The 17666-nt window shown below is 72.7% G+C and carries 20 protein-coding genes and 1 pseudogene; 11 read left to right on the top strand and 10 right to left on the bottom strand.

What is annotated here, in order from left to right; translation table 11 throughout:
* Nucleotides 1–77: 77 nt before the first annotated feature.
* Nucleotides 78–311, top strand: a pseudogene (locus AC068A_RS33840) (8-amino-7-oxononanoate synthase); the annotation flags it as partial.
* Nucleotides 312–315: 4 nt separating this feature from the next.
* Here AC068A_RS33840 and AC068A_RS33835 read toward each other — a convergent pair.
* On the bottom strand, nt 316–537 hold the full coding sequence (locus AC068A_RS33835) for a DUF397 domain-containing protein (protein ID WP_478590111.1): 222 nt from the start codon (nt 535–537) through the stop codon (nt 316–318).
* Nucleotides 538–548: 11 nt separating this feature from the next.
* Entirely contained in the window at nt 549–1433 is an 885-nt protein-coding gene (locus tag AC068A_RS33830; protein WP_478590110.1) for a helix-turn-helix domain-containing protein, read from the bottom strand.
* A 197-nt stretch (nt 1434–1630) separates the two neighbouring features.
* Between AC068A_RS33830 and AC068A_RS33825 the strand changes: the two genes are divergently transcribed.
* Nucleotides 1631–2080, top strand: a complete 450-nt coding sequence (locus tag AC068A_RS33825; RefSeq protein WP_478590109.1) for an ATP-binding protein — start codon at nt 1631–1633, stop codon at nt 2078–2080.
* Between the two features lie 47 nt (nt 2081–2127).
* On the opposite strand, the gene AC068A_RS33820 is transcribed toward AC068A_RS33825, so the two are convergent.
* Nucleotides 2128–2511 carry a VOC family protein gene (locus AC068A_RS33820; protein ID WP_478590108.1) on the bottom strand — a complete coding sequence of 128 codons (384 nt, stop codon included), beginning with the start codon at nt 2509–2511 and terminating at the stop codon, nt 2128–2130.
* Between the two features lie 310 nt (nt 2512–2821).
* Here AC068A_RS33820 and AC068A_RS33815 point away from each other — a divergent pair, with 310 nt between their 5' ends.
* From AC068A_RS33815 to AC068A_RS33785, 7 genes are all read left to right on the top strand, one after another.
* Nucleotides 2822–3124, top strand: coding sequence for an urease subunit gamma (locus AC068A_RS33815; RefSeq protein ID WP_478590107.1), 303 nt, complete (start codon nt 2822–2824; stop codon nt 3122–3124).
* A 14-nt stretch (nt 3125–3138) separates the two neighbouring features.
* Nucleotides 3139–3450 carry an urease subunit beta gene (locus AC068A_RS33810; protein ID WP_478590106.1) on the top strand — a complete coding sequence of 104 codons (312 nt, stop codon included), beginning with the start codon at nt 3139–3141 and terminating at the stop codon, nt 3448–3450.
* Nucleotides 3443–5164, top strand: coding sequence for an urease subunit alpha (locus AC068A_RS33805; protein WP_478590105.1), 1722 nt, complete (start codon nt 3443–3445; stop codon nt 5162–5164). Before AC068A_RS33810 ends, AC068A_RS33805 begins: the two co-directional genes overlap by 8 nt.
* On the top strand, nt 5164–5838 hold the full coding sequence (locus tag AC068A_RS33800; RefSeq protein WP_478590104.1) for an urease accessory protein UreF: 675 nt from the start codon (nt 5164–5166) through the stop codon (nt 5836–5838). Before AC068A_RS33805 ends, AC068A_RS33800 begins: the two co-directional genes overlap by 1 nt.
* Nucleotides 5839–5951: 113 nt before the next feature.
* Nucleotides 5952–6647 carry an urease accessory protein UreG gene (ureG, locus tag AC068A_RS33795; protein ID WP_478590103.1) on the top strand — a complete coding sequence of 232 codons (696 nt, stop codon included), beginning with the start codon at nt 5952–5954 and terminating at the stop codon, nt 6645–6647.
* A 59-nt stretch (nt 6648–6706) separates the two neighbouring features.
* Entirely contained in the window at nt 6707–7471 is a 765-nt protein-coding gene (locus AC068A_RS33790) for an urease accessory protein UreD (protein WP_478590112.1), read from the top strand.
* 206 nt (nt 7472–7677) lie between these two features.
* A complete protein-coding gene (locus AC068A_RS33785; RefSeq protein WP_478590102.1) occupies nt 7678–9339 on the top strand; it encodes an alpha/beta hydrolase in 1662 nt (553 codons plus the stop codon).
* Between the two features lie 88 nt (nt 9340–9427).
* On the opposite strand, the gene AC068A_RS33780 is transcribed toward AC068A_RS33785, so the two are convergent.
* From AC068A_RS33780 to AC068A_RS33755, 6 genes are all read right to left on the bottom strand, one after another.
* Nucleotides 9428–10138 carry a lysophospholipid acyltransferase family protein gene (locus AC068A_RS33780; RefSeq protein WP_478590101.1) on the bottom strand — a complete coding sequence of 237 codons (711 nt, stop codon included), beginning with the start codon at nt 10136–10138 and terminating at the stop codon, nt 9428–9430.
* Between the two features lie 193 nt (nt 10139–10331).
* On the bottom strand, nt 10332–10490 hold the full coding sequence (locus tag AC068A_RS33775) for a hypothetical protein (protein WP_360633659.1): 159 nt from the start codon (nt 10488–10490) through the stop codon (nt 10332–10334).
* Between the two features lie 32 nt (nt 10491–10522).
* Nucleotides 10523–11482: a cytochrome c oxidase assembly protein gene (locus AC068A_RS33770; protein WP_478590100.1), complete on the bottom strand. Its 960-nt coding sequence runs from the start codon at nt 11480–11482 to the stop codon at nt 10523–10525.
* A 94-nt stretch (nt 11483–11576) separates the two neighbouring features.
* Nucleotides 11577–12602, bottom strand: coding sequence for a 6-phosphofructokinase (locus AC068A_RS33765; RefSeq protein WP_478590099.1), 1026 nt, complete (start codon nt 12600–12602; stop codon nt 11577–11579).
* A 209-nt stretch (nt 12603–12811) separates the two neighbouring features.
* Nucleotides 12812–13540, bottom strand: a complete 729-nt coding sequence (locus tag AC068A_RS33760; protein ID WP_360633667.1) for a type 1 glutamine amidotransferase — start codon at nt 13538–13540, stop codon at nt 12812–12814.
* Between the two features lie 31 nt (nt 13541–13571).
* Entirely contained in the window at nt 13572–14810 is a 1239-nt protein-coding gene (locus AC068A_RS33755) for a MurT ligase domain-containing protein (protein ID WP_478590098.1), read from the bottom strand.
* Between the two features lie 122 nt (nt 14811–14932).
* Between AC068A_RS33755 and def the strand changes: the two genes are divergently transcribed.
* Nucleotides 14933–15496 carry a peptide deformylase gene (gene def, locus AC068A_RS33750; RefSeq protein ID WP_478590097.1) on the top strand — a complete coding sequence of 188 codons (564 nt, stop codon included), beginning with the start codon at nt 14933–14935 and terminating at the stop codon, nt 15494–15496.
* 93 nt (nt 15497–15589) lie between these two features.
* Here def and AC068A_RS33745 read toward each other — a convergent pair whose 3' ends face one another.
* On the bottom strand, nt 15590–16234 hold the full coding sequence (locus AC068A_RS33745; protein WP_478590096.1) for a TetR/AcrR family transcriptional regulator: 645 nt from the start codon (nt 16232–16234) through the stop codon (nt 15590–15592).
* A gap of 191 nt (nt 16235–16425) precedes the next feature.
* Here AC068A_RS33745 and AC068A_RS33740 point away from each other — a divergent pair, with 191 nt between their 5' ends.
* Complete coding sequence (locus tag AC068A_RS33740; RefSeq protein ID WP_478590095.1) at nt 16426–17655, top strand: acyl-CoA dehydrogenase family protein; 1230 nt, start codon at nt 16426–16428, stop codon at nt 17653–17655.
* Nucleotides 17656–17666: the final 11 nt, after the last annotated feature.

Below are 17666 nucleotides of genomic sequence, written 5' to 3'. Positions count from 1 at the left end.
CCCCCCCCCCCCCCCCCCCCCCCCCCCCCCCCCCCCCCCCCCCCCCCCCCACCCCTCCCCCCCCCCCCCCCCCCCCCCCCCCCGCGGCCGTGGTGTCGGTACGGGCCCCGTCGGCCGGGGCGGCACTGCGCTGGGCCGCCGACTGCCGCGAGGCGGGTCTGTCCGTGGGGTGCTTCCGGCCGCCGTCGGTACCGGACGGCATCTCCCGGCTGCGGCTGACCGCCCGGGCCGATCTCACGGGGGACGAGATCGAGCGGGCCGTCGAGACGATCCTGCGGACCGCCCCGGCCGGGGCCGCGGACGCGCCCTAGGACGTCATACGGGCACGTCCGCCCGTACCGAGGCGAGGAAGCCCGCCCAGGCCGGCCCGGTGAAGAGCACGGCCGGGCCGTCCGCCCGCTTGGAGTCGCGGACGGCCAGCAGGCCGCCGCCGAGGACGGCCGTTTCCACGCAGTTGTTCATTCCGGTGCTGCGGCTGCTCCGCCGCCACCGCGTTCTGGTCGGAAGTCCGCCGGTGGAGAGGGGGGTTGCGGACACGGGGTGCCTCCTTACGCGTCGTCAGCCAGGGAGCTGATGAGATCCGACGAGTCCTGGGGCGGGAGGGCGTGCGCCTGGATGGTGCGGAACGCGGCGCTGTACGCCTCGAGGTCTTCCTTCCGCTCCAGATAGAGGCTACTCGTCAAATGGTCGAGTACCACCACATCCAGATCGGCAATGTTCGGAAATGAGAAGATGACGAACGGTCCGGTCAGGCCGAGATGACCCCCCACGCTGAACGGCAGCACCTGGAGCCGCACTTGGGGCAACCGCGCCACCTCCACCAGGTGCCGCAGCTGCGCCGCCATCACCCCCGGCCCCCCGATCTGCCGCCGCAGCACCGCCTCGTCCAGTACGGCGCTCAACTCCAGCGGCGGATCGGCCCGCAGCACCGCCTGCCGGGCGAGCCGTACGTCGACCAGCGCGTCCACCTTGGGTTCCGGCAGCCCGCCCAGCGCGGCGCGGGTCACGGCCCGCGCGTACTCGGCGGTCTGAAGCAGTCCGGGCACCACGGAGAGCTCCACGGTGCGGGCCGACCGGGCCCCCGCCTCCAGGCTGATGAAGTCCCGGTACTCCTGCGGGAGCAGGCCGCGGTAGTCGTGCCACCACTGGCGGCCGCGGCCGTTGCCGCCGCCGGGTCCGGGACCGGCCGCCGAGATCGACAGGGCCTCCAGCAAGGCCCGCTGCTCGCGGCTGACGACCTCTCCGTAGGCGTCGAGCAGGCGGCCGATGTCCTCCGGTTTCACGCCGCTCCGGCCGGTTTCGATGCGGCTGATTTTCGACTGGTGCCAGCCCATGATGCGCGCCGCCTCGCCACTGGTGAGTCCGGTACGGTCGCGCAGGGCGCGCAGTTCCTCGCCGAGCTTGCGCCGACGCACCGCGGGGCCGTGCTGCATACCCGCCTCCTTCCACCGGCACAGCTCGCACCAGTCTGCCGTCCAAATACGCTCTTCCGTAGCAGAGTTCACCGCATTGAGCGACAGATATATGCATATCTTGGGTGAACGACCGCACCCGCAGGACGATGGGTGGCACTCTGGCGTCCAGCACAGATCCGGGGCGGATCCGCCCCGGTGGGAAAGGGACCGTCGCCATGGCAGACCACCAGGAAGCATCCGTCACTCTGCCGAGCGATCCCGCCTCGGTCGCCACCGCCCGCCGCTACGTCGCGGACGTCCTCCTCGAATGGGGACTGCCGGAGGGCGCCGACACCGCCGACAGCGTCCGGCTGATCGTCTCGGAGCTGGCCACCAACGCCGTGCAGCACACATTCGGGCAGTCGCCCACCTTCACCGTCGGTGTCCGGCTGGAGCGGGGCGAGTGGCTCCGGGTCGGCGTCACCGACAGCCACCCGCGCTGGCCCCGGCGGCTCCCGGCCGCCGTCCAGCAGGACAACGGCCGGGGCATGGTCATCATCCGCTGGCTCACCGCGGAGGCGGGCGGCCGGCTCTCGGTCAGCCCCACCGAGGACGGCGGCAAGACCGTGTGGATCGCCCTGCCCTGGCCGGCCGGGGCCCCGGCGCACAGCGCCGGCACATGCTGACGCCGCCCGGCACCCGCCGCCCGGCCGCCGTACCTCCCCGAGGCTGCTCAGCCGCGCTCGGAGGCGCTCCGCTCGATGCACAGCTCGTTGCCCTCAGGGTCGGCGAGGACCGCCCAGCCCGTGCCGTCCTCCCGGCGCCGGTCGTCCACCAGCCGCGCCCCGAGTCCGATCAGCCGCTCGACCTCCTCGTCGCGGGTGCCGTTCTGCGGCTGGATGTCCAAGTGGACCCGGTTCTTCACGGACTTGGCCTCCGGCACCCGGATGAACAGCAGGCCCGGCACGCCCGGCTGCCCCGGGTCCAGCAGGATCTCGTCGTCGCCCTCGGCGTCGTCCGGGTGGATCGGGAAGCCCGTCACCGCGGACCAGAACGTGGCGACCTCGTACGGCTCCCGGGCGTCGAAGGTGATGTGGCGTACCGGATTGCGGAACATGCGACTCCTCCGGGGCGGCTCCCGGGCGGCCGTATACGGAACCGGCTGGAGCCGGCCCGGAGGCTGAACCGGGTACCTGCCCGAAACGTGGGTTAACGCGACGGAAAAGGACGCCGCCTAGCGTGGGCGGCGCGGCCTTCCGTCAAATGATCACCCATCCGCCGGCAAAGCGTCGGTGCTCGGGACGGAGAGCCTCCCTCTGCATGGGGCAAGACCCGCTTGGCCCGGATATGCGCAGGCCAACAAGGCGTTGACGGCCGTCAGGGTCGGCTCGCCCCTCGCTCGACCGTCCTGGAAGCTGGTGATACGCGTGCACCTCACACCGCACGAGCAGGAGAGACTGCTCATCCACGTGGCCGCGGACCTGGCCGCGAGGCGCAGGGCGCGCGGGGTCCTCCTCAACCACCCCGAGGCGGTGGCCCTGATCACGTCGCACATCCTCGAAGGGGCCCGGGACGGACGGACCGTGGCCGAGCTCATGGCCTCCGGCCGCACCGTGCTCGGCCGCGCCGACGTGATGGAGGGGATCCCCGAGATGATCCACGACGTCCAGGTCGAGGCGACCTTCCCGGACGGCACCAAGCTCGTCACCGTCCACGACCCGATCGTCTGAAGGGCAGCAGCCGCATGATCCCCGGCGAGATCGTCCACGGGGACGGCCCGGTGCGCCTGAACGAGGGCCGCCCCGTCACCCGCATGACCGTGCTCAACTCCGCCGACCGGCCCGTCCAGGTCGGCTCGCACTACCACTTCGCCGAGGCAAACCCCGGCCTCGACTTCGACCGCGGGGCCGCCCGCGGACTCCGGCTCAACATCGCCGCCGGCACCGCCGTCCGCTTCGAGCCGGGCATCCCGGTCGAGGTGGAACTCGTACCGCTCGGCGGACTGCGCGCCGTGTGGGGACTGCGCGGGGAGATCGGGGGGCCGCTCGATGGCTGAGCTGGAACGCGGGGCGTACGCCGACCTCTTCGGGCCCACGACCGGCGACCGGATCCGGCTGGCCGACACCGACCTCTTCGTCGAGATCGAGGAGGACCTCTGCGGCGGCCCGGGGCGCTCGGGCGACGAGGCCGTGTTCGGCGGCGGCAAGGTCATCCGCGAGTCCATGGGGCAGGCCCGCACCACCCGGGCGGAGGGCGCCCCCGACACGGTGATCACGGGAGCCGTGGTCCTCGACCACTGGGGCGTCGTCAAGGCCGACATCGGCATCCGCGACGGCCGGATCTGCGGCATCGGCAAGGCCGGCAACCCGGACACCATGGACGGCGTCGACCCCGCCCTCGTCATCGGCCCCGAGACCGAGGTCATCGCGGGCAACGGGAAGATCGTCACGGCAGGCGCCATCGACGCCCACGTCCACTTCATCTCCCCGACCGTGGTCGAGGAGGCCCTCGCCTCCGGCATCACCACCCTGGTCGGCGGCGGCACCGGACCCGCCGAGGGCACGAAGGCCACCACCATCACCCCCGGCTCCTGGCACCTCGCCCGCATGTTCGCGGCCCTGGAGGCCTACCCGGTCAACATCGGCCTGCTCGGCAAGGGCAACACCACCTCCCGCGAGGCCATGCACGCCCAACTGCGCGGCGGCGCACTGGGCTTCAAGATCCACGAGGACTGGGGGGCCACCCCGGCCGTCATCGACGCCTGCCTCGGCGTCTGCGAGGAGACCGGAGCCCAGGTCGCGATCCACACCGACACCCTCAACGAGGCCGGATTCGTCGGTGACACCCTCGCCGCCGTCGCTGGGCGGACCATCCACGCGTACCACACCGAGGGCGCCGGCGGCGGCCACGCCCCCGACATCATCACCGTGGTCTCCGAGCCGAACGTGCTGCCCAGCTCCACCAACCCGACCCGGCCGCACACCGTCAACACCGTCGAGGAGCACCTCGACATGCTGATGGTCTGCCACCACCTCAACCCGGCCGTCCCCGAGGACCTCGCCTTCGCCGAGTCCCGGATCCGGCCCTCCACCATCGCCGCGGAGGACGTCCTGCACGACCTCGGCGCGATCTCGATCATCTCCTCCGACTCCCAGGCCATGGGCCGCGTCGGCGAGGTCGTCCTGCGCACCTGGCAGACGGCCCACGTCATGAAGCGCCGGCGCGGCTTCCTGCCCGGCGACGGGCCCGCCGACAACCACCGCGCCCGCCGCTACGTCGCCAAGTACACGATCAACCCGGCCGTGGCCCAGGGGCTCGCCCGCGAGATCGGCTCGGTGGAGACCGGCAAGCTCGCCGACCTCGTGCTGTGGAACCCGGCCTTCTTCGGGGTGAGGCCCGAGACCGTCATCAAGGGCGGCCAGATCGCGTACGCGCAGATGGGCGACGGCAACGCCTCCATCCCCACCCCGCAGCCGGTGCTGCCCCGCCCGATGTTCGGCGGCCGCGGCCTGGCCCCCGCACGGAACTCCGTCAACTTCACCGCTCGGGCCGCACTCGACGACGCCCTGCCCGAACGGCTCGCACTCGGCAAGGAGTTCGTCGCCATCGAGACCACCAGAAAGGTGACCAAGGCGGACATGCGCAACAACGACGCCATGCCGAGGGTCGAGGTCGACGCCGACACCTTCACCGTCACCATCGACGGCGAGGCGGTGGAGCCCGCGCCCGCCGCGGAACTCCCCATGGCCCAGCGGTACTTCCTCTTCTGATGGGCCGCGCCGCACTGCTCGTCCTCGCCGACGGCCGCTTCCCCGCCGGAGGGCACGCCCACTCCGGCGGGGCGGAGGCCGCCTGCAGGGCGGGCCGGATCCACGACGCCGCCTCCCTGGAGGACTTCTGCCGCGGCCGCCTCCACACGGCCGGGCTCACCGCCGCCGCCCTCGCCGCGGCCGCCGCCCTCGGCCTCGACCCGGCCGCCCTGGACGCCGCCGCCGATGCCCGCACCCCCTCGCCCGCGCTGCGCACCGCCGCCCGGCGGCTCGGCCGGCAGCTGCTGCGGGCGGCCCGCGCCACCTGGCCCGCCGCCGAACTCGACGCCCTCGCCGCGGCGTTCCCGCGCGGGGCGCACCAGCCCGTGGTGCTAGGGCTCACCGCCCGGGCGGCCGGGCTCGGGCCGCTGGACGCCGCGCACGTGGCGGCGTACGAGAGCATCGGCGGCCCGGCCACCGCGACCGTGCGGCTGCTGGGCCTGGACCCCTTCGAGGCGAGCGGCGTCCTGGCCCGCCTCGCCCCCGAGCTCGACGACGTGGCCGACCGCGCCGCGCGGGCCGCGCACCGGGCCCGGCTCGACGGCCCGGACACCCTGCCCGCGGCCTCCTCGCCGCTGCTGGAGATCGCGGCCGAGGTCCACGCCGGGTGGCCCGTACGGCTCTTCGCGTCCTGAGGGACCCGACGGCTCCGACGGCTCCGCCCGCTCCGACGCCTCTGCGGCCCCCTGCCGCCCCGGTCGTCCCCGACGCCTCCTGACCACCTCCACGACCCCGGGAGACCCACCCCATGCACCTCGACCACGCCACGGCCTACCCCGAACGCCACACCCACAGCGCCGAGCCCCGCCGGGCGGACGGCTCGCGCCGCGCCTTTCGCATCGGGCTCGGCGGACCGGTCGGCTCCGGCAAGACGGCCACCGTCGCCGCGCTCTGCCGGGCCCTGCGCGCCGAACTGTCCATGGCCGTCGTCACCAACGACATCTACACCCGCGAGGACGCCGAGTTCCTGCTGCGCGAGGCCGTGCTGCCGCCGGAGCGGATCACCGCCGTGGAGACCGGCGCCTGCCCGCACACCGCCATCCGCGACGACATCTCCGCCAACCTGGAGGCGGTGGAGGAGCTGGAGGAAGCCCACCGGCAGACCGCCCCGCTCGACCTGATCCTCGTCGAGTCCGGCGGGGACAACCTGACCGCCACCTTCTCCCGCGGTCTCGTCGACGCCCAGATTTTCGTCATCGACGTGGCGGGCGGCGACGACATCCCGCGCAAGGGCGGCCCCGGCGTCACCACCGCCGACCTGCTCGTCGTCAACAAGACCGACCTCGCCCCCCACGTCGGCGCCGACCTGGACCGGATGGCCCGCGACGCCGCCGAGCAGCGCGGCGGACTCCCCGTGGCCTTCCAGTCCCTGCGCGGTGCGGAGGGGGTCGCCCCGGTGGCCGCCTGGGTCCGCGAGCGGCTCGCCGCCTGGGCCGCACGGTGACCGCCGCGCCCCCCGCCGCCCCGCCTGCGGCACCCCCGGCCCCGCCCGCGGCACCCCCGGTGCCGCCCCCGGCCGGGCTGCGGGCCACCGCCCGGATCCGCGCCGTCGCCGACGGCCGCGGCGGCACCGCCCTGCCCGTGCTCACCGGCGAGGGGCCGCTCGCGCTGCGGCGCACCCGGGGTGCCGGAGCCGAGGCGGGCGTGATGCTGGTCGGCGCCATGAGCGCCCCGCTGGGCGGCGACCACCTCGCGGTGGAGGCCGCCGCCGGACCCGGTGCGCGGCTGGCCCTGGCCTCGGCCGCCGCCACCCTGGCGCTGCCCGGCCGCGGTGGCGAGCCCGCGCGGTACGACGTACGCATCACCGCGGCCGGGGACGCGGCGGTGCGCTGGCTGCCCGAGCCGCTCGTCTCGGTGCGCGGCAGCGACCTGCGGGTGCGGACCCGCGCCGAACTGGCCCCCGGTGCCCGGCTGTTGCTCCGCGAGGAACAGGTGCTGGGCCGTACGGGCGAGGAACCGGGCCTGCTGCGCAGCCGGCTCACCGTGGTCCGGGACGGCCGCCCGCTGCTGGACCAGGAACTCGCCTGCGGCCCGGGGGCGCCCGGCGGCTGGGACGGCCCGGCGGGGCTCGCCGGGCACCGGGCGGTCGGTCAGCTCCTCGTCGTGGACCCGCGGTTCGCCCGGGACGCGCCGGCCGCCGCGGTGCTGGGGGAGTTCGCCGCGGTCACCCCGCTGGCCGGACCCGCCGTGCTGGTCACGGCACTTGCGCCGGACGCGCTGCGGCTGCGCGGGCTCCTCGACGCGGCGTGTCGCACGTACGGCTGGTGACCGCTGGGCGAAGCTGGGACGAAACAGACACCGCTGAGCGGTACACGCCGTGCCGGTTATCGGGTTGGCAAAGAACAGCATCTTGACCTGTTGTCAGGTGTAGGTCAGGCGAAAAGATCCCCTGTGTATGCGCACAGACCGTCGCACGACCAACCCGACGTGACCCGGCCGCTTCCGGCCGGGCCTGATCCAGGGGGAACGACCACGTGATACACAAAGCAGCGCTGGGGAGCGCTGCCACTCTGATCACCGGAACACTGGCCGCCGGCCTGCTGCTGGCCCCGCCGGCCGCCGCGGCGACCACGGGCAACAGCCCGGTCCCGGAGGCGCTCGGCGTCCAGCTCGCCGCCGCGCGGGCCGCCCGTGCCGGTATCCAGTGGAAGGACTGTCCCGCCGACTGGGGCCTCGCCGCCCCCATCCAGTGCGGCTGGGTCAAGGTTCCGCTCGACTACGCCAAGCCGTTCGGCAAGACCATCGACATCGCGGTCGACCGCGCCGTCAGCACCGGCACCAAGGACGAGCGCCAGGGCGCGCTCCTCTACAACCCCGGCGGCCCCGGTGGTTCCGGCATGCGCTTCCCGCGCCGGTCCACCACCAACTCCCCGCTGTGGGTGAACACCGCCAAGGCGTACGACTTCGTGGGCTTCGACCCCCGAGGTGTGGGCCACTCGACGCCCATCTCGTGCGTCGACCCGCAGGAGTACGTCAAGGTTCCGAAGGCCGACCCGGTCCCGGACACCGAGGCCGACAAGACCGCCCAGCGCAAGCTCGCCGCGGAGTACGCGGACGGCTGCAAGAAGCGAAGCGGCGAGATGCTGCCGCACATGACGACGCCGAACACCGCGCGCGACATGGACGTCATCCGCGCCGCCCTCGGCGAGAAGAAGCTGAACTTCCTCGGCGTCTCGTACGGCACGTACCTCGGCGGGGTCTACGCGACCCTGTTCCCGACCCACGTGCGCCGCATGATCGTCGACAGCGTCGTCGACCCGTCGACGGACAACATCTGGTACGAGGCCAACCTCGGCCAGGACGTCGCCTTCCAGATGCGCTGGAACGACTGGCAGGACTGGGTCGCGAAGAACGACGCCTCCTTCCACCTCGGCGACACCCGCGCCAAGGTGGAGGCCAAGTGGCAGCAGCTGCGCGCCCAGGCCAAGGCCAAGCCGCTGGGCGGGGTCGCCGGCCCGGCCGAGCTCATCGGCTTCTTCCAGAGCGCCCCGTACTACGACTCCTCGTGGGTCCCGGTCGCGCAGGCGTTCAGCGCCTGGGCCGCCGGTGACGAGAAGCCGCTGATCGAGGCGATCACCCCGGACATGTCCGACATCCAGGGCAACATCGCCACGGAGAACGGCAACGCGGTCTACACCGCGGTCGAGTGCGCCGACGCCAAGTGGCCCACCAGCTGGGCCAAGTGGGACGCGGACAACACCGCCCTGCACGCCCAGTACCCGTTCATGACCTGGGCCAACGCCTGGATGAACCTGCCCTGCGCCACCTGGAAGTCCAAGCAGCACAAGCCGATCGAGGTCGGTGCCAAGCGCGGTCTGCCCCCGGTCCTGATCGTCCAGTCGGAGCGCGACGCGGCCACCCCGTACCAGGGTGCCGTCGAGCTGCACCGCCGCCTGGCCGGCTCGCGCCTGATCACCGAGCAGAACGCGGGTTCGCACGGTGTCACCAGCCTGGTGAACCCCTGCATCAACACGCGCGTGGACGACTACCTGCTCAAGGGCAAGGTCGACGCCGAGGACGTGGTCTGCGCCCCGCACGCCACCCCGGTCGCCCCGGCCCCGGCCGCCGCGAAGGCGCGCGCCACTGCCCCGGCGTCCGACTTCCCGGCGCGTGAGGAGCTGCCTTCCGTCCGCTGACCCGGCGGCGGAACCGCGCGGGCGGCGCCCGGCACACCGGACGCCGCCCCGCACCCACGGCACCGCACTGCACCGCACGGGAGGAGGCTCAGCGCGTTCTGCGCCGGGCCTTCTTCCGTGCTGCCTCCTCCTCGGCCTTGACCTCGGCGGCGTACCGGTCGACGTACTCCTGACCGGACAGGTCGAGGATGGCGTACATGATCTCGTCGGTGACGGCCCGCAGCACGGTCCGCTCGCCCTCCAGTCCGGCGTACCGCGAGAAGTCCAGGGGCCGGCCGAAGCGGATGGTGACCCGCCGGATCTTCGGGATCTTCTTCCCCGGCGGCTGGATCTCGAAGGTGCCGAGCATCGCGCACGGGACGACCGGCACCCCGGCGCCCAGCGCCATCGCCGCCACCCCCACCTTGCCCTTGTACAGCCGCCCGTCGTGCGAGCGGGTGCCCTCCGGGTAGATGCCCAGCAGCTCGCCCCGGGCCAGCACTCCCAGCCCCTCGCGGATGGCGGCCTGCCCGGCGTCCCGGCCCGAGCGGTCCACCGGGATCTGCCCGGCGCTGCGGAAGAAGAACGCGGTCAGCCGGCCCTTCAGCCCCGGCCCGGTGAAGTACTCCGCCTTGGCGAGGAAGGTGATCCGCCGCTTCAGGATCGCGGGCATCAGGAAGTGGTCGGAGAAGGACAGGTGGTTGCCGGCGACGATCGCGGCCCCCTCGGCCGGGACGTTCTCCAGCCCCTCGATCCGCGGCCGGAACAGCAGCCGCAGCAGCGGGCCGAGGAACACGTGCTTGAGCAAGTGGTAGAACACCAGGCCGCTCCCGTCGCTGTCCGGTTGTCACCGCCATCGTACGGACAGCACTCGCCGGGCCGGAGGGGTCGCGCGGGGCCACGGACTCCCCGGGCCGTGCCGGGAGGGTGCCCGGGGCGCGCCGGAGGGGCACCCGGGGCGTGCCGCGGACCGCACCCCGCGGCGTCCCCGGGTCGGGCGGCGCCGGAGCCGGTCAGTTGTTGCCGGCGGCGGCCATTCCTGCCGTGAGGACCCCCAGCACCACCCAGCCGAACCAGAGCCAGCCATTGCTGCCGAGGGCCACGGAGTACGTCGCGACGGCCACCAGGGCGGCGAAGGTCATGACGGCCATCGCCTTAACGGAACCGGTCATGCCCCATGGTGGCCCCGAAAGCCGGTCGGGCGCTACCGGCCACGCGCGCGCAGCGAGGCGAGATAGGCGTTGTACGCCTCCAGCTCCCGGTCGCCGTCGCGATCCGCGGCCCGGTCGGCACGCTTCGCCGCCCGCTGCTCGGAGTGGTACCACTGGTACATCAGCGCGATCAGCACCAGCACCGAGGGGATCTCGCTGAAGGCCCACGCGATGCCGCCGCCCCACTGCTGGTCGAGCAGCGGATCGATGCCCAGGGATGCCGGCGGGTTCCGGTAGGTCCCGATCATCGGCTCGCTCGCCATCATCAGCGCGATGCCGAAGAAGGCGTGGAACGGCATGCCGGCGAAGAGCTCCAGCATCCGCATCACGTAGCCGGGGCGGTGCGGGCCCGGGTCCACGCCCATGATCGGCCAGAAGAAGACCAGGCCGACGGCCAGGAAGTGCACCATCATCCCGATGTGCCCGGGCTTGCTCTCCATGAGGAAGTCGAAGAGCGGGGTGAAGTACAGGGCGTACAGGCTGGCGATGAACATGGGAATGGTGAACGCCGGGTGGGTGACCACCCGCATGTAGCGGCTGTGCAGCAGCATCAGCAGCAGCTCGCGGGGCCCCTTGCGGCCGCGCCCGGCCGGCGGCAGCGCGCGCAGCGCGAGCGTCACCGGAGCACCCAGCAGCAGGAGGATGGGGGAGAGCATGCTGATCACCATGTGCTGGACCATGTGCACGCTGAACATGACCATGCCGTAGTCGTTCAGCTTGGTGCACATCACCACGGCCACGCTCAGCACACCGGTGGTGAAGGCCACGATCCGGCCCACGGGCCAGGCGTCCCCGCGCTGCCGCAGCCGCGCCACGCCCCACAGGTACAGGCCGAGGCCCACCAGCGAGCCGATCAGGAAGAACGCGTCGAAGGAGAACTCCAGGCCGCGCCCGAGGGTGAACGGCGGCAGGTCCATGTGGTGCATGTCCGTGCCGTGACCGCTGTGATCCATCTGTCCACTCCTCTTGACCTGTGGTGCCCCACCACAGTAGTGGCGCCCCCGGACGCGGCTGCGTCCGGGGGCTGTTCCACAAGAGGGGAAAAGGTCACAGAACGGTCTGCGCCTCGTCGTACCGCTGCGCGGGCACCGTCTTGAGGGTAGACGTGGCCTCGGCGAGCGGCACCATCACGATGTCGGTGCCGCGCAGCGCGGTCAGCATCCCGAACTCGCCGCGGTGCGCGGCCTCCACCGCGTGCCAGCCGAAGCGGGTGGCGAGGACCCGGTCGTACGCGGTCGGGGTGCCGCCGCGCTGGACGTGGCCCAGGATGACCGGGCGGGCCTCCTTGCCCAGGCGCCGCTCCAGCTCGACGGCGAGCAGGTTGCCGATGCCGGCGAAGCGCTCGTGGCCGTACTGGTCGGTGCCGCCCTCGGTGAACTCCATGCTGCCGGGGCGCGGCTTGGCGCCCTCGGCGACCACGACGATCGCGAAGCGCTTGCCCGCGGAGAACCGCTCGCCGACGATCCCCGTCAGCTCCTCGATGTCGAAGGGGCGCTCCGGCACGACGATCGCGTGGGCACCGGCGGCCATGCCCGAGTGCAGGGCGATCCAGCCGGTGTGGCGGCCCATGACCTCCACGACCATCACGCGCTGGTGGGACTCGGCGGTGGTCTTCAGCCGGTCCAGGGCCTCGGTGGCGACGCCGACGGCCGTGTCGAAGCCGAAGGTGACGTCGGTCGAGGCGATGTCGTTGTCGATGGTCTTCGGGACGCCGACGATCGGCAGCCCGGCCTGCGACAGCAGGTTCGCGGCCTTGAGGGTGCCCTCGCCGCCGATCGGGATGATCGCGTCGAGGCCGAGGTCGGCCACGTGGCCGCGGGCCCGCTCCACGCCGTCGCGCAGGTGGGCGGGCTGGACCCGGGAGGAGCCGAGGATGGTGCCGCCGCGGGCCAGGATGCCCGCGACCGAGTCGAGGTCGAGCTTGCGGTGGTCGCCCTCCAGCAGGCCCTTCCAGCCGTCGTGGAAGCCGATCACCTCGTCGCCGTGGTCGACGACGGCGCGGTGGACGACGGAACGGATGACGGCATTGAGGCCGGGGCAGTCGCCGCCGGAGGTGAGCACGCCAAGGCGCATGGCAGGAAACCTTTGCAACGTGGGCCGACGACCGGACCACGTCGTCCGGTTGGAACTACCCGTCACCCTACTAGCGGATGGGCACCCCGCTGAACCATCCTCCACGTGCGGGTCATGTTCGTCGTGCACACACACGCCGGCCCGGACCCCGCCAGGGGAATCCGGGCCGAACGCAGGCTTGCGCGCAGGTTGCGCGGGAGGCGCCGGGGCTACGCGGGCTGCGTGGCCGCGGCGATGCGCTCCGCGCGCAGCGCGTCGTACCACCGGTCGTCGACGGGCGGCAGCGCGTTGACGTCGAGGGCCAGCTTCAGCAGCAGGTCCGCGATCAGCGGGTTGCGGGCCATGACGGGGCCGTGCATGTACGTGCCGAACACCGTGTCGTTGTACGCGCCCTCGGTGCCGTCGCCGGTGCCGTTGCCGCGGCCCAGCCGGGTGCGGGCGAACGGCTTGGCCGTCGGGCCGAGGTGCGTGACGCCCTGGTGGTTCTCGAACCCGGTCAGCTGCGGCAGGCCCAGCTGCGGGTCGATGTCGGCGAGCACGTCGCCGACGCACCGCTCGCCCTCGCCCCGCACGGTGACGACGTCCAGCAGGCCGAGGCCCTGCTGGCGCTCGCCCATGTCGTTGACGAACTCGTTGCCGAGGATCTGGTACCCGGCGCAGACGGAGAAGACGATCGCCCCGTTCGAGACGGCCCGCTCCAGACCGCCGTCGCGCACCAGGCGCTCGGCGGCGAGGCGCTGCGGGCGGTCCTCGCCGCCGCCGATCAGGTAGATGTCGCCGGAAGTGGGGATGGGCTGGTCGCTGCGCACGTCCACGCGCTGCACGTCCAGGCCGCGCTGGCGCGCCCGGCGCTCCACGACGAGAACGTTGCCCTGGTCTCCGTACGTGCTGAGCAGGTCGGGGTAGACCCACACCAGACGCAGGCTGTTGTCGCTCATGCTCATGTCCTCTGCGGTTCCGATCCCGGTGCTAGTTGCCGACCCGGCGGCGCACGTCCTGGAAGGCGGTGTAGTTGGCGATCAGCTCGATCTGCCCGGGCGGCGCGAGCTGCACGGCCTCGTCGAGGGTCTCGCAGACCCGGAAGTCCAGGCCCGCGACCTCCAGCCGGACCGCCAGGTCCAGCCTGCGGTCGCCGATCACGAAGATCGGGTGGCCGGCGAGCCGCGGGTAGTCCACGTCCCACAGCCAGGAGGTGTCGGTGCCGTCGGCGCCGCGCGCGTTCACCGACAGGATCACCGGGGTCGGGGGCTGGTCGATCAGCGAAAACGTTTCGAGCCAGCCCGCAGGGTTCTTCGCGAGCAGCAGCCGCAGCTCACGGCCCTGGAAGGAGACCACGTCGTAGCGGCCGGCGACGGCCTGCACCTGGTACATCCGCTCCAGCGCGACCTGCGGCGGCACGCCGAAGACGGCGGCCACGGCGGCCGAGGTGGCCGCGTTCGCCTTGTTGGCGCGGCCGGGCAGCTGCAGGTGGATCGGCCACGCCGAGCCGTGCGGGTCCAGCACGTGGTCGCCGGAGAGCACCCAGGTCGGGGTGGGGCGGCGGAAGCCGCACTCGCCGCAGAACCAGTCGTCGCCCGGGCGCTGCATCACACCGCCGCAGGAGGGGCACGACCAGGCGTCGTCCTTCCACTCCTGGCCGGCGGCGACCCAGACCACGTTCTGCGAGGACGAGGCCGCCCACACGATCAGCGGGTCGTCGCAGTTCGCGACGATGACCGCCTTGGAGCCGGTGAGGCCCTCGCGCCACTTCTCGGCGAGCATGCGGGTCTCGGCGGCCCGGTCCAGCTGGTCGCGGGAGAGGTTCAGCAGGGCGATCACCTTCGGGGTGACGTCCCGGGCCACTCCGGCCAGGTACTTCTCGTCGACCTCGATGACGCCGTACTTGGCGTCCGAGCCGCCCGCGAGGGCGGAGGTGATGCCCGCCGGCATGTTCGCACCGAGGGCGTTGGAGACCACCGGGCCGCTGGCCCGCAGGGCCTCGGCGATCAGGCGGGTCGTCGTGGTCTTCCCGTTCGTGGCGGAGACGAGGACGACGTCGAGATGCTGCGCGAGCGCTCCGAGGAGATCGGGGTCGAGTTTGAGTGCGACCTTGCCGCCGATCACCGATCCGCTTCCGCGTCCCGCGGCCCGCGACACCGCCGCCGCGGCCCTGCCCGCCGTCACGGCCAGTTTGGCCCGCGGCGAAAGCGGCTCTGTGTTGCCTGCCATCGTCCCTTGTCCTCCTTGCGTCGACCGGCCCCAGCCTATCCAGTGCCGACCGGGGCCCTGACCGCGGCGCCCCAGGTCGCCGCGGATCTCCTCATATATTCGCCCGTCGTACCCTTACGGCCATGCGACAGCGCGTCATCCCCGGGACCACCGGCACCGTCCGCACCATGAGCCTCCTGGGCGACCCGGTGCTCCACTCGGCCTGCGCGGAGGTCACCGCCTTCGGCCCGGACCTCGACCGGCTGATCGAGGACATGTTCGCCACGATGTACGCGGCCCAGGGCGTCGGCCTCGCCGCGAACCAGATCGGGGTCGGGCAGCGGATCTTCGTCTACGACTGCCCCGACGACGAGGACGTCCGGCACGTCGGCCACATCGTCAACCCGCGCCTGGTGGAGGCCGACGGGGACGAGTTCCTCGGTCCGGAGGGCTGCCTGTCGCTGCCCGGCCTGGAGTCGGGCACGGCCCGGTTCGACCGCGCGGTCGTCGAGGGCGTCACCTCGGACGGCTCACCGGTGCGGATCACCGGCACCGGCTTCTTCGCCCGCTGCCTCCAGCACGAGTGCGACCACCTCGACGGCACGGTCTACGCGGAGCGGGTCACCGGGCTGCGGGCCCGGCGGCTGCGCCGCGCGATCCGCAGGACGCCGTGGGGTGCGCGGGGCGCGCACGTCCTGGACGCCTAACCCGACCTGCCGACCTGCCGACCTGCCCATCTGGCGATCTGCCGACCTGCTGCGGCCTCGCCGGCCGCCGGCAAGGCCGCGCGGCCGCGGCGGCTAGAATCCGGGCCCGTCGGCCCGGTCGCCCGCCGTGGCCAGCCGGCCCCACAGCAGGTCGGTCAGGCCGGACACCAACTCGGCGCGCCCGCAGGGGCGTTCGCCGAGCCACCAGTCCCCGGCCGCGTGCATCATGCCGACGATCCCGTGCCCCCAGATGCGGGCCAGCCGGTCCCCGCCGGGCCCGAGGTCCACGCGTTCGCTGATCACCTCGGCCAGCTCCTCGCCGAGCCGCCGCAGCAGCGGCGCCGAGTGCCGGCCGACGTCGAAGCCGTGCTCGGCGCTGTGCGAGTCCTCGGTGGGGTGCATCAGGAACCGGTAGACCTGCGGCCGGGCCTCGATGGCCGCGAGGTAGGTGTCGAGGGTGGACTCGACCCGGCTCCGGCGCTCGGCGGGCGCGTCGAGCGCGGCCCGCAGCGAGTCGAGCAGGGCGTCGGTGTGCCGGACGGCCAGGGCCTGGTAGAGCCCGGCCTTGTCGCCGAAGTGCCGGTAGAGGATCGGCTTGGTGATGCCGGCCTCCGCCGCGATGGCATTCATGGATGCCTTGGGGCCGTCCCTGAGGACGACCCGGTCGGCCGCTTCGAGCAGCTCCCGCCGACGGCGCTCGGCCGTTCCCGGTTCCCCGGCCTGCTGGGTGGTCTCCATGACGTGTTCTCTCCCCGCCCTTGCGATGGTGCGTGACGCCCACGCAACGTAACACCCCGCGTACCCCGGCCACCGAATCGGCCGCTCAGCGGGCCGGGTCGCTTGACAGTCGCTACTCGCCGGTAACAGACTGTCGCAACCGTCGAGGTTACCGCCAGTAACGCACTGGTGGATGCACAGTTGGAGGGGACATGGCGGAGTTCACCATGGAGCTCAACGACGACCAGAGGCAGGTTCGGGACTGGATCCACGGCTTCGCCGCCGACGTCATCCGGCCCGCGGCCGCGGAGTGGGACGAGCGTGAGGAGACTCCGTGGCCCGTCATCCAGGAGGCCGCCAAGGTCGGCATCTACTCCCTCGACTTCTACGCCCAGCAGTACTTCGACCCGACCGGCCTCGGCGTCCCCATGGCGATGGAGGAGCTGTTCTGGGGCGACGCGGGCATCGCCCTGTCGATCGTCGGCACCGGGCTCGCCGCCATCGGCGTCCTCGCCAACGGCACCGAGGAGCAGATCGGCACCTGGATCCCGCAGATGTACGGCACCCCGGACGACGTGAAGGTCGCCGCCTTCTGCTCCTCCGAGCCGGACGCCGGCTCCGATGTCGGCTCGATGCGCACCCGGGCCGTCTACGACCAGGCCAAGGACGAGTGGGTCCTCAACGGCACCAAGACCTGGGCGACCAACGGCGGCATCGCGAACGTCCACATCGTCGTAGCCGTCGTCGACCCGGAGCTCGGTACCAAGGGCCACGCCTCCTTCATCATCCCGCCGAACACCCCTGGCCTGTCCCAGGGCCAGAAGTTCAAGAAGCACGGCATCCGCGCCTCGCACACCGCCGAGGTGGTCCTGGAAGACGTACGGATCCCCGGGTCCTGCCTGCTCGGCGGCAAGGAGAAGCTGGACGAGCGCCTCGCCCGCGCCCGCGAGAGGGCGAAGGCGGGGGACGGTGAGCGGGTGAAGAACGCGGCCATGGCCACCTTCGAGGCCTCCCGTCCGGCAGTCGGCGCGATGGCGGTGGGCACGGCCCGCGCCGCCTACGAGGTGGCCCTCGACTACGCGCGGACCCGGACCCAGTTCGGCCGCCCGATCATCGACAACCAGGGCGTGGCCTTCCAGCTCGCCGACATGCGCACCCGGATCGACGCGGCCCGGCTGCTGGTGTGGCGGGCCTCCTGGATGGCCGTTGCGGGCAAGCCGTTCACCTCGGCGGAGGGCTCGATGTCGAAGCTGTTCGCGAGCGAGGTGGCCAAGGAGGTCACTGCGCAGGCCGTCCAGATCCTCGGCGGCAACGGCTTCACCCGCGAGTACCCGGTGGAGCGCATGCACCGCGACGCGGCCATTTACACCATCTTCGAAGGGACCAGCGAGATCCAGCGGCTGGTCATCGCCCGCACCCTCTCCGGCATGCCGATCCGCTAAGCGGCCTCGGG

This window comes from Streptomyces sp. NPDC043854, from assembly GCF_056436005.1.
The sequence above is the reverse complement of the archived record's forward strand: the minus strand, read 5'-3'. Positions and strand labels throughout refer to the sequence as shown.

Coding starts and splice junctions, on each gene's coding strand:
- AC068A_RS33810 (WP_478590106.1), top strand. CDS start 3,139: ATGATCCCCGGCGAGATCGTCCACGGGGACGGCCCGGTGCGCCTGAAC.
- ureG (WP_478590103.1), top strand. CDS start 5,952: ATGCACCTCGACCACGCCACGGCCTACCCCGAACGCCACACCCACAGC.
- AC068A_RS33740 (WP_478590095.1), top strand. CDS start 16,426: ATGGCGGAGTTCACCATGGAGCTCAACGACGACCAGAGGCAGGTTCGG.
- def (WP_478590097.1), top strand. CDS start 14,933: ATGCGACAGCGCGTCATCCCCGGGACCACCGGCACCGTCCGCACCATG.
- AC068A_RS33745 (WP_478590096.1), bottom strand. CDS start 16,234: ATGGAGACCACCCAGCAGGCCGGGGAACCGGGAACGGCCGAGCGCCGT.
- AC068A_RS33775 (WP_360633659.1), bottom strand. CDS start 10,490: ATGACCGGTTCCGTTAAGGCGATGGCCGTCATGACCTTCGCCGCCCTG.
- AC068A_RS33830 (WP_478590110.1), bottom strand. CDS start 1,433: ATGCAGCACGGCCCCGCGGTGCGTCGGCGCAAGCTCGGCGAGGAACTG.
- AC068A_RS33800 (WP_478590104.1), top strand. CDS start 5,164: ATGGGCCGCGCCGCACTGCTCGTCCTCGCCGACGGCCGCTTCCCCGCC.
- AC068A_RS33805 (WP_478590105.1), top strand. CDS start 3,443: ATGGCTGAGCTGGAACGCGGGGCGTACGCCGACCTCTTCGGGCCCACG.
- AC068A_RS33825 (WP_478590109.1), top strand. CDS start 1,631: ATGGCAGACCACCAGGAAGCATCCGTCACTCTGCCGAGCGATCCCGCC.
- AC068A_RS33770 (WP_478590100.1), bottom strand. CDS start 11,482: ATGGATCACAGCGGTCACGGCACGGACATGCACCACATGGACCTGCCG.
- AC068A_RS33820 (WP_478590108.1), bottom strand. CDS start 2,511: ATGTTCCGCAATCCGGTACGCCACATCACCTTCGACGCCCGGGAGCCG.
- AC068A_RS33765 (WP_478590099.1), bottom strand. CDS start 12,602: ATGCGCCTTGGCGTGCTCACCTCCGGCGGCGACTGCCCCGGCCTCAAT.
- AC068A_RS33760 (WP_360633667.1), bottom strand. CDS start 13,540: ATGAGCGACAACAGCCTGCGTCTGGTGTGGGTCTACCCCGACCTGCTC.
- AC068A_RS33755 (WP_478590098.1), bottom strand. CDS start 14,810: ATGGCAGGCAACACAGAGCCGCTTTCGCCGCGGGCCAAACTGGCCGTG.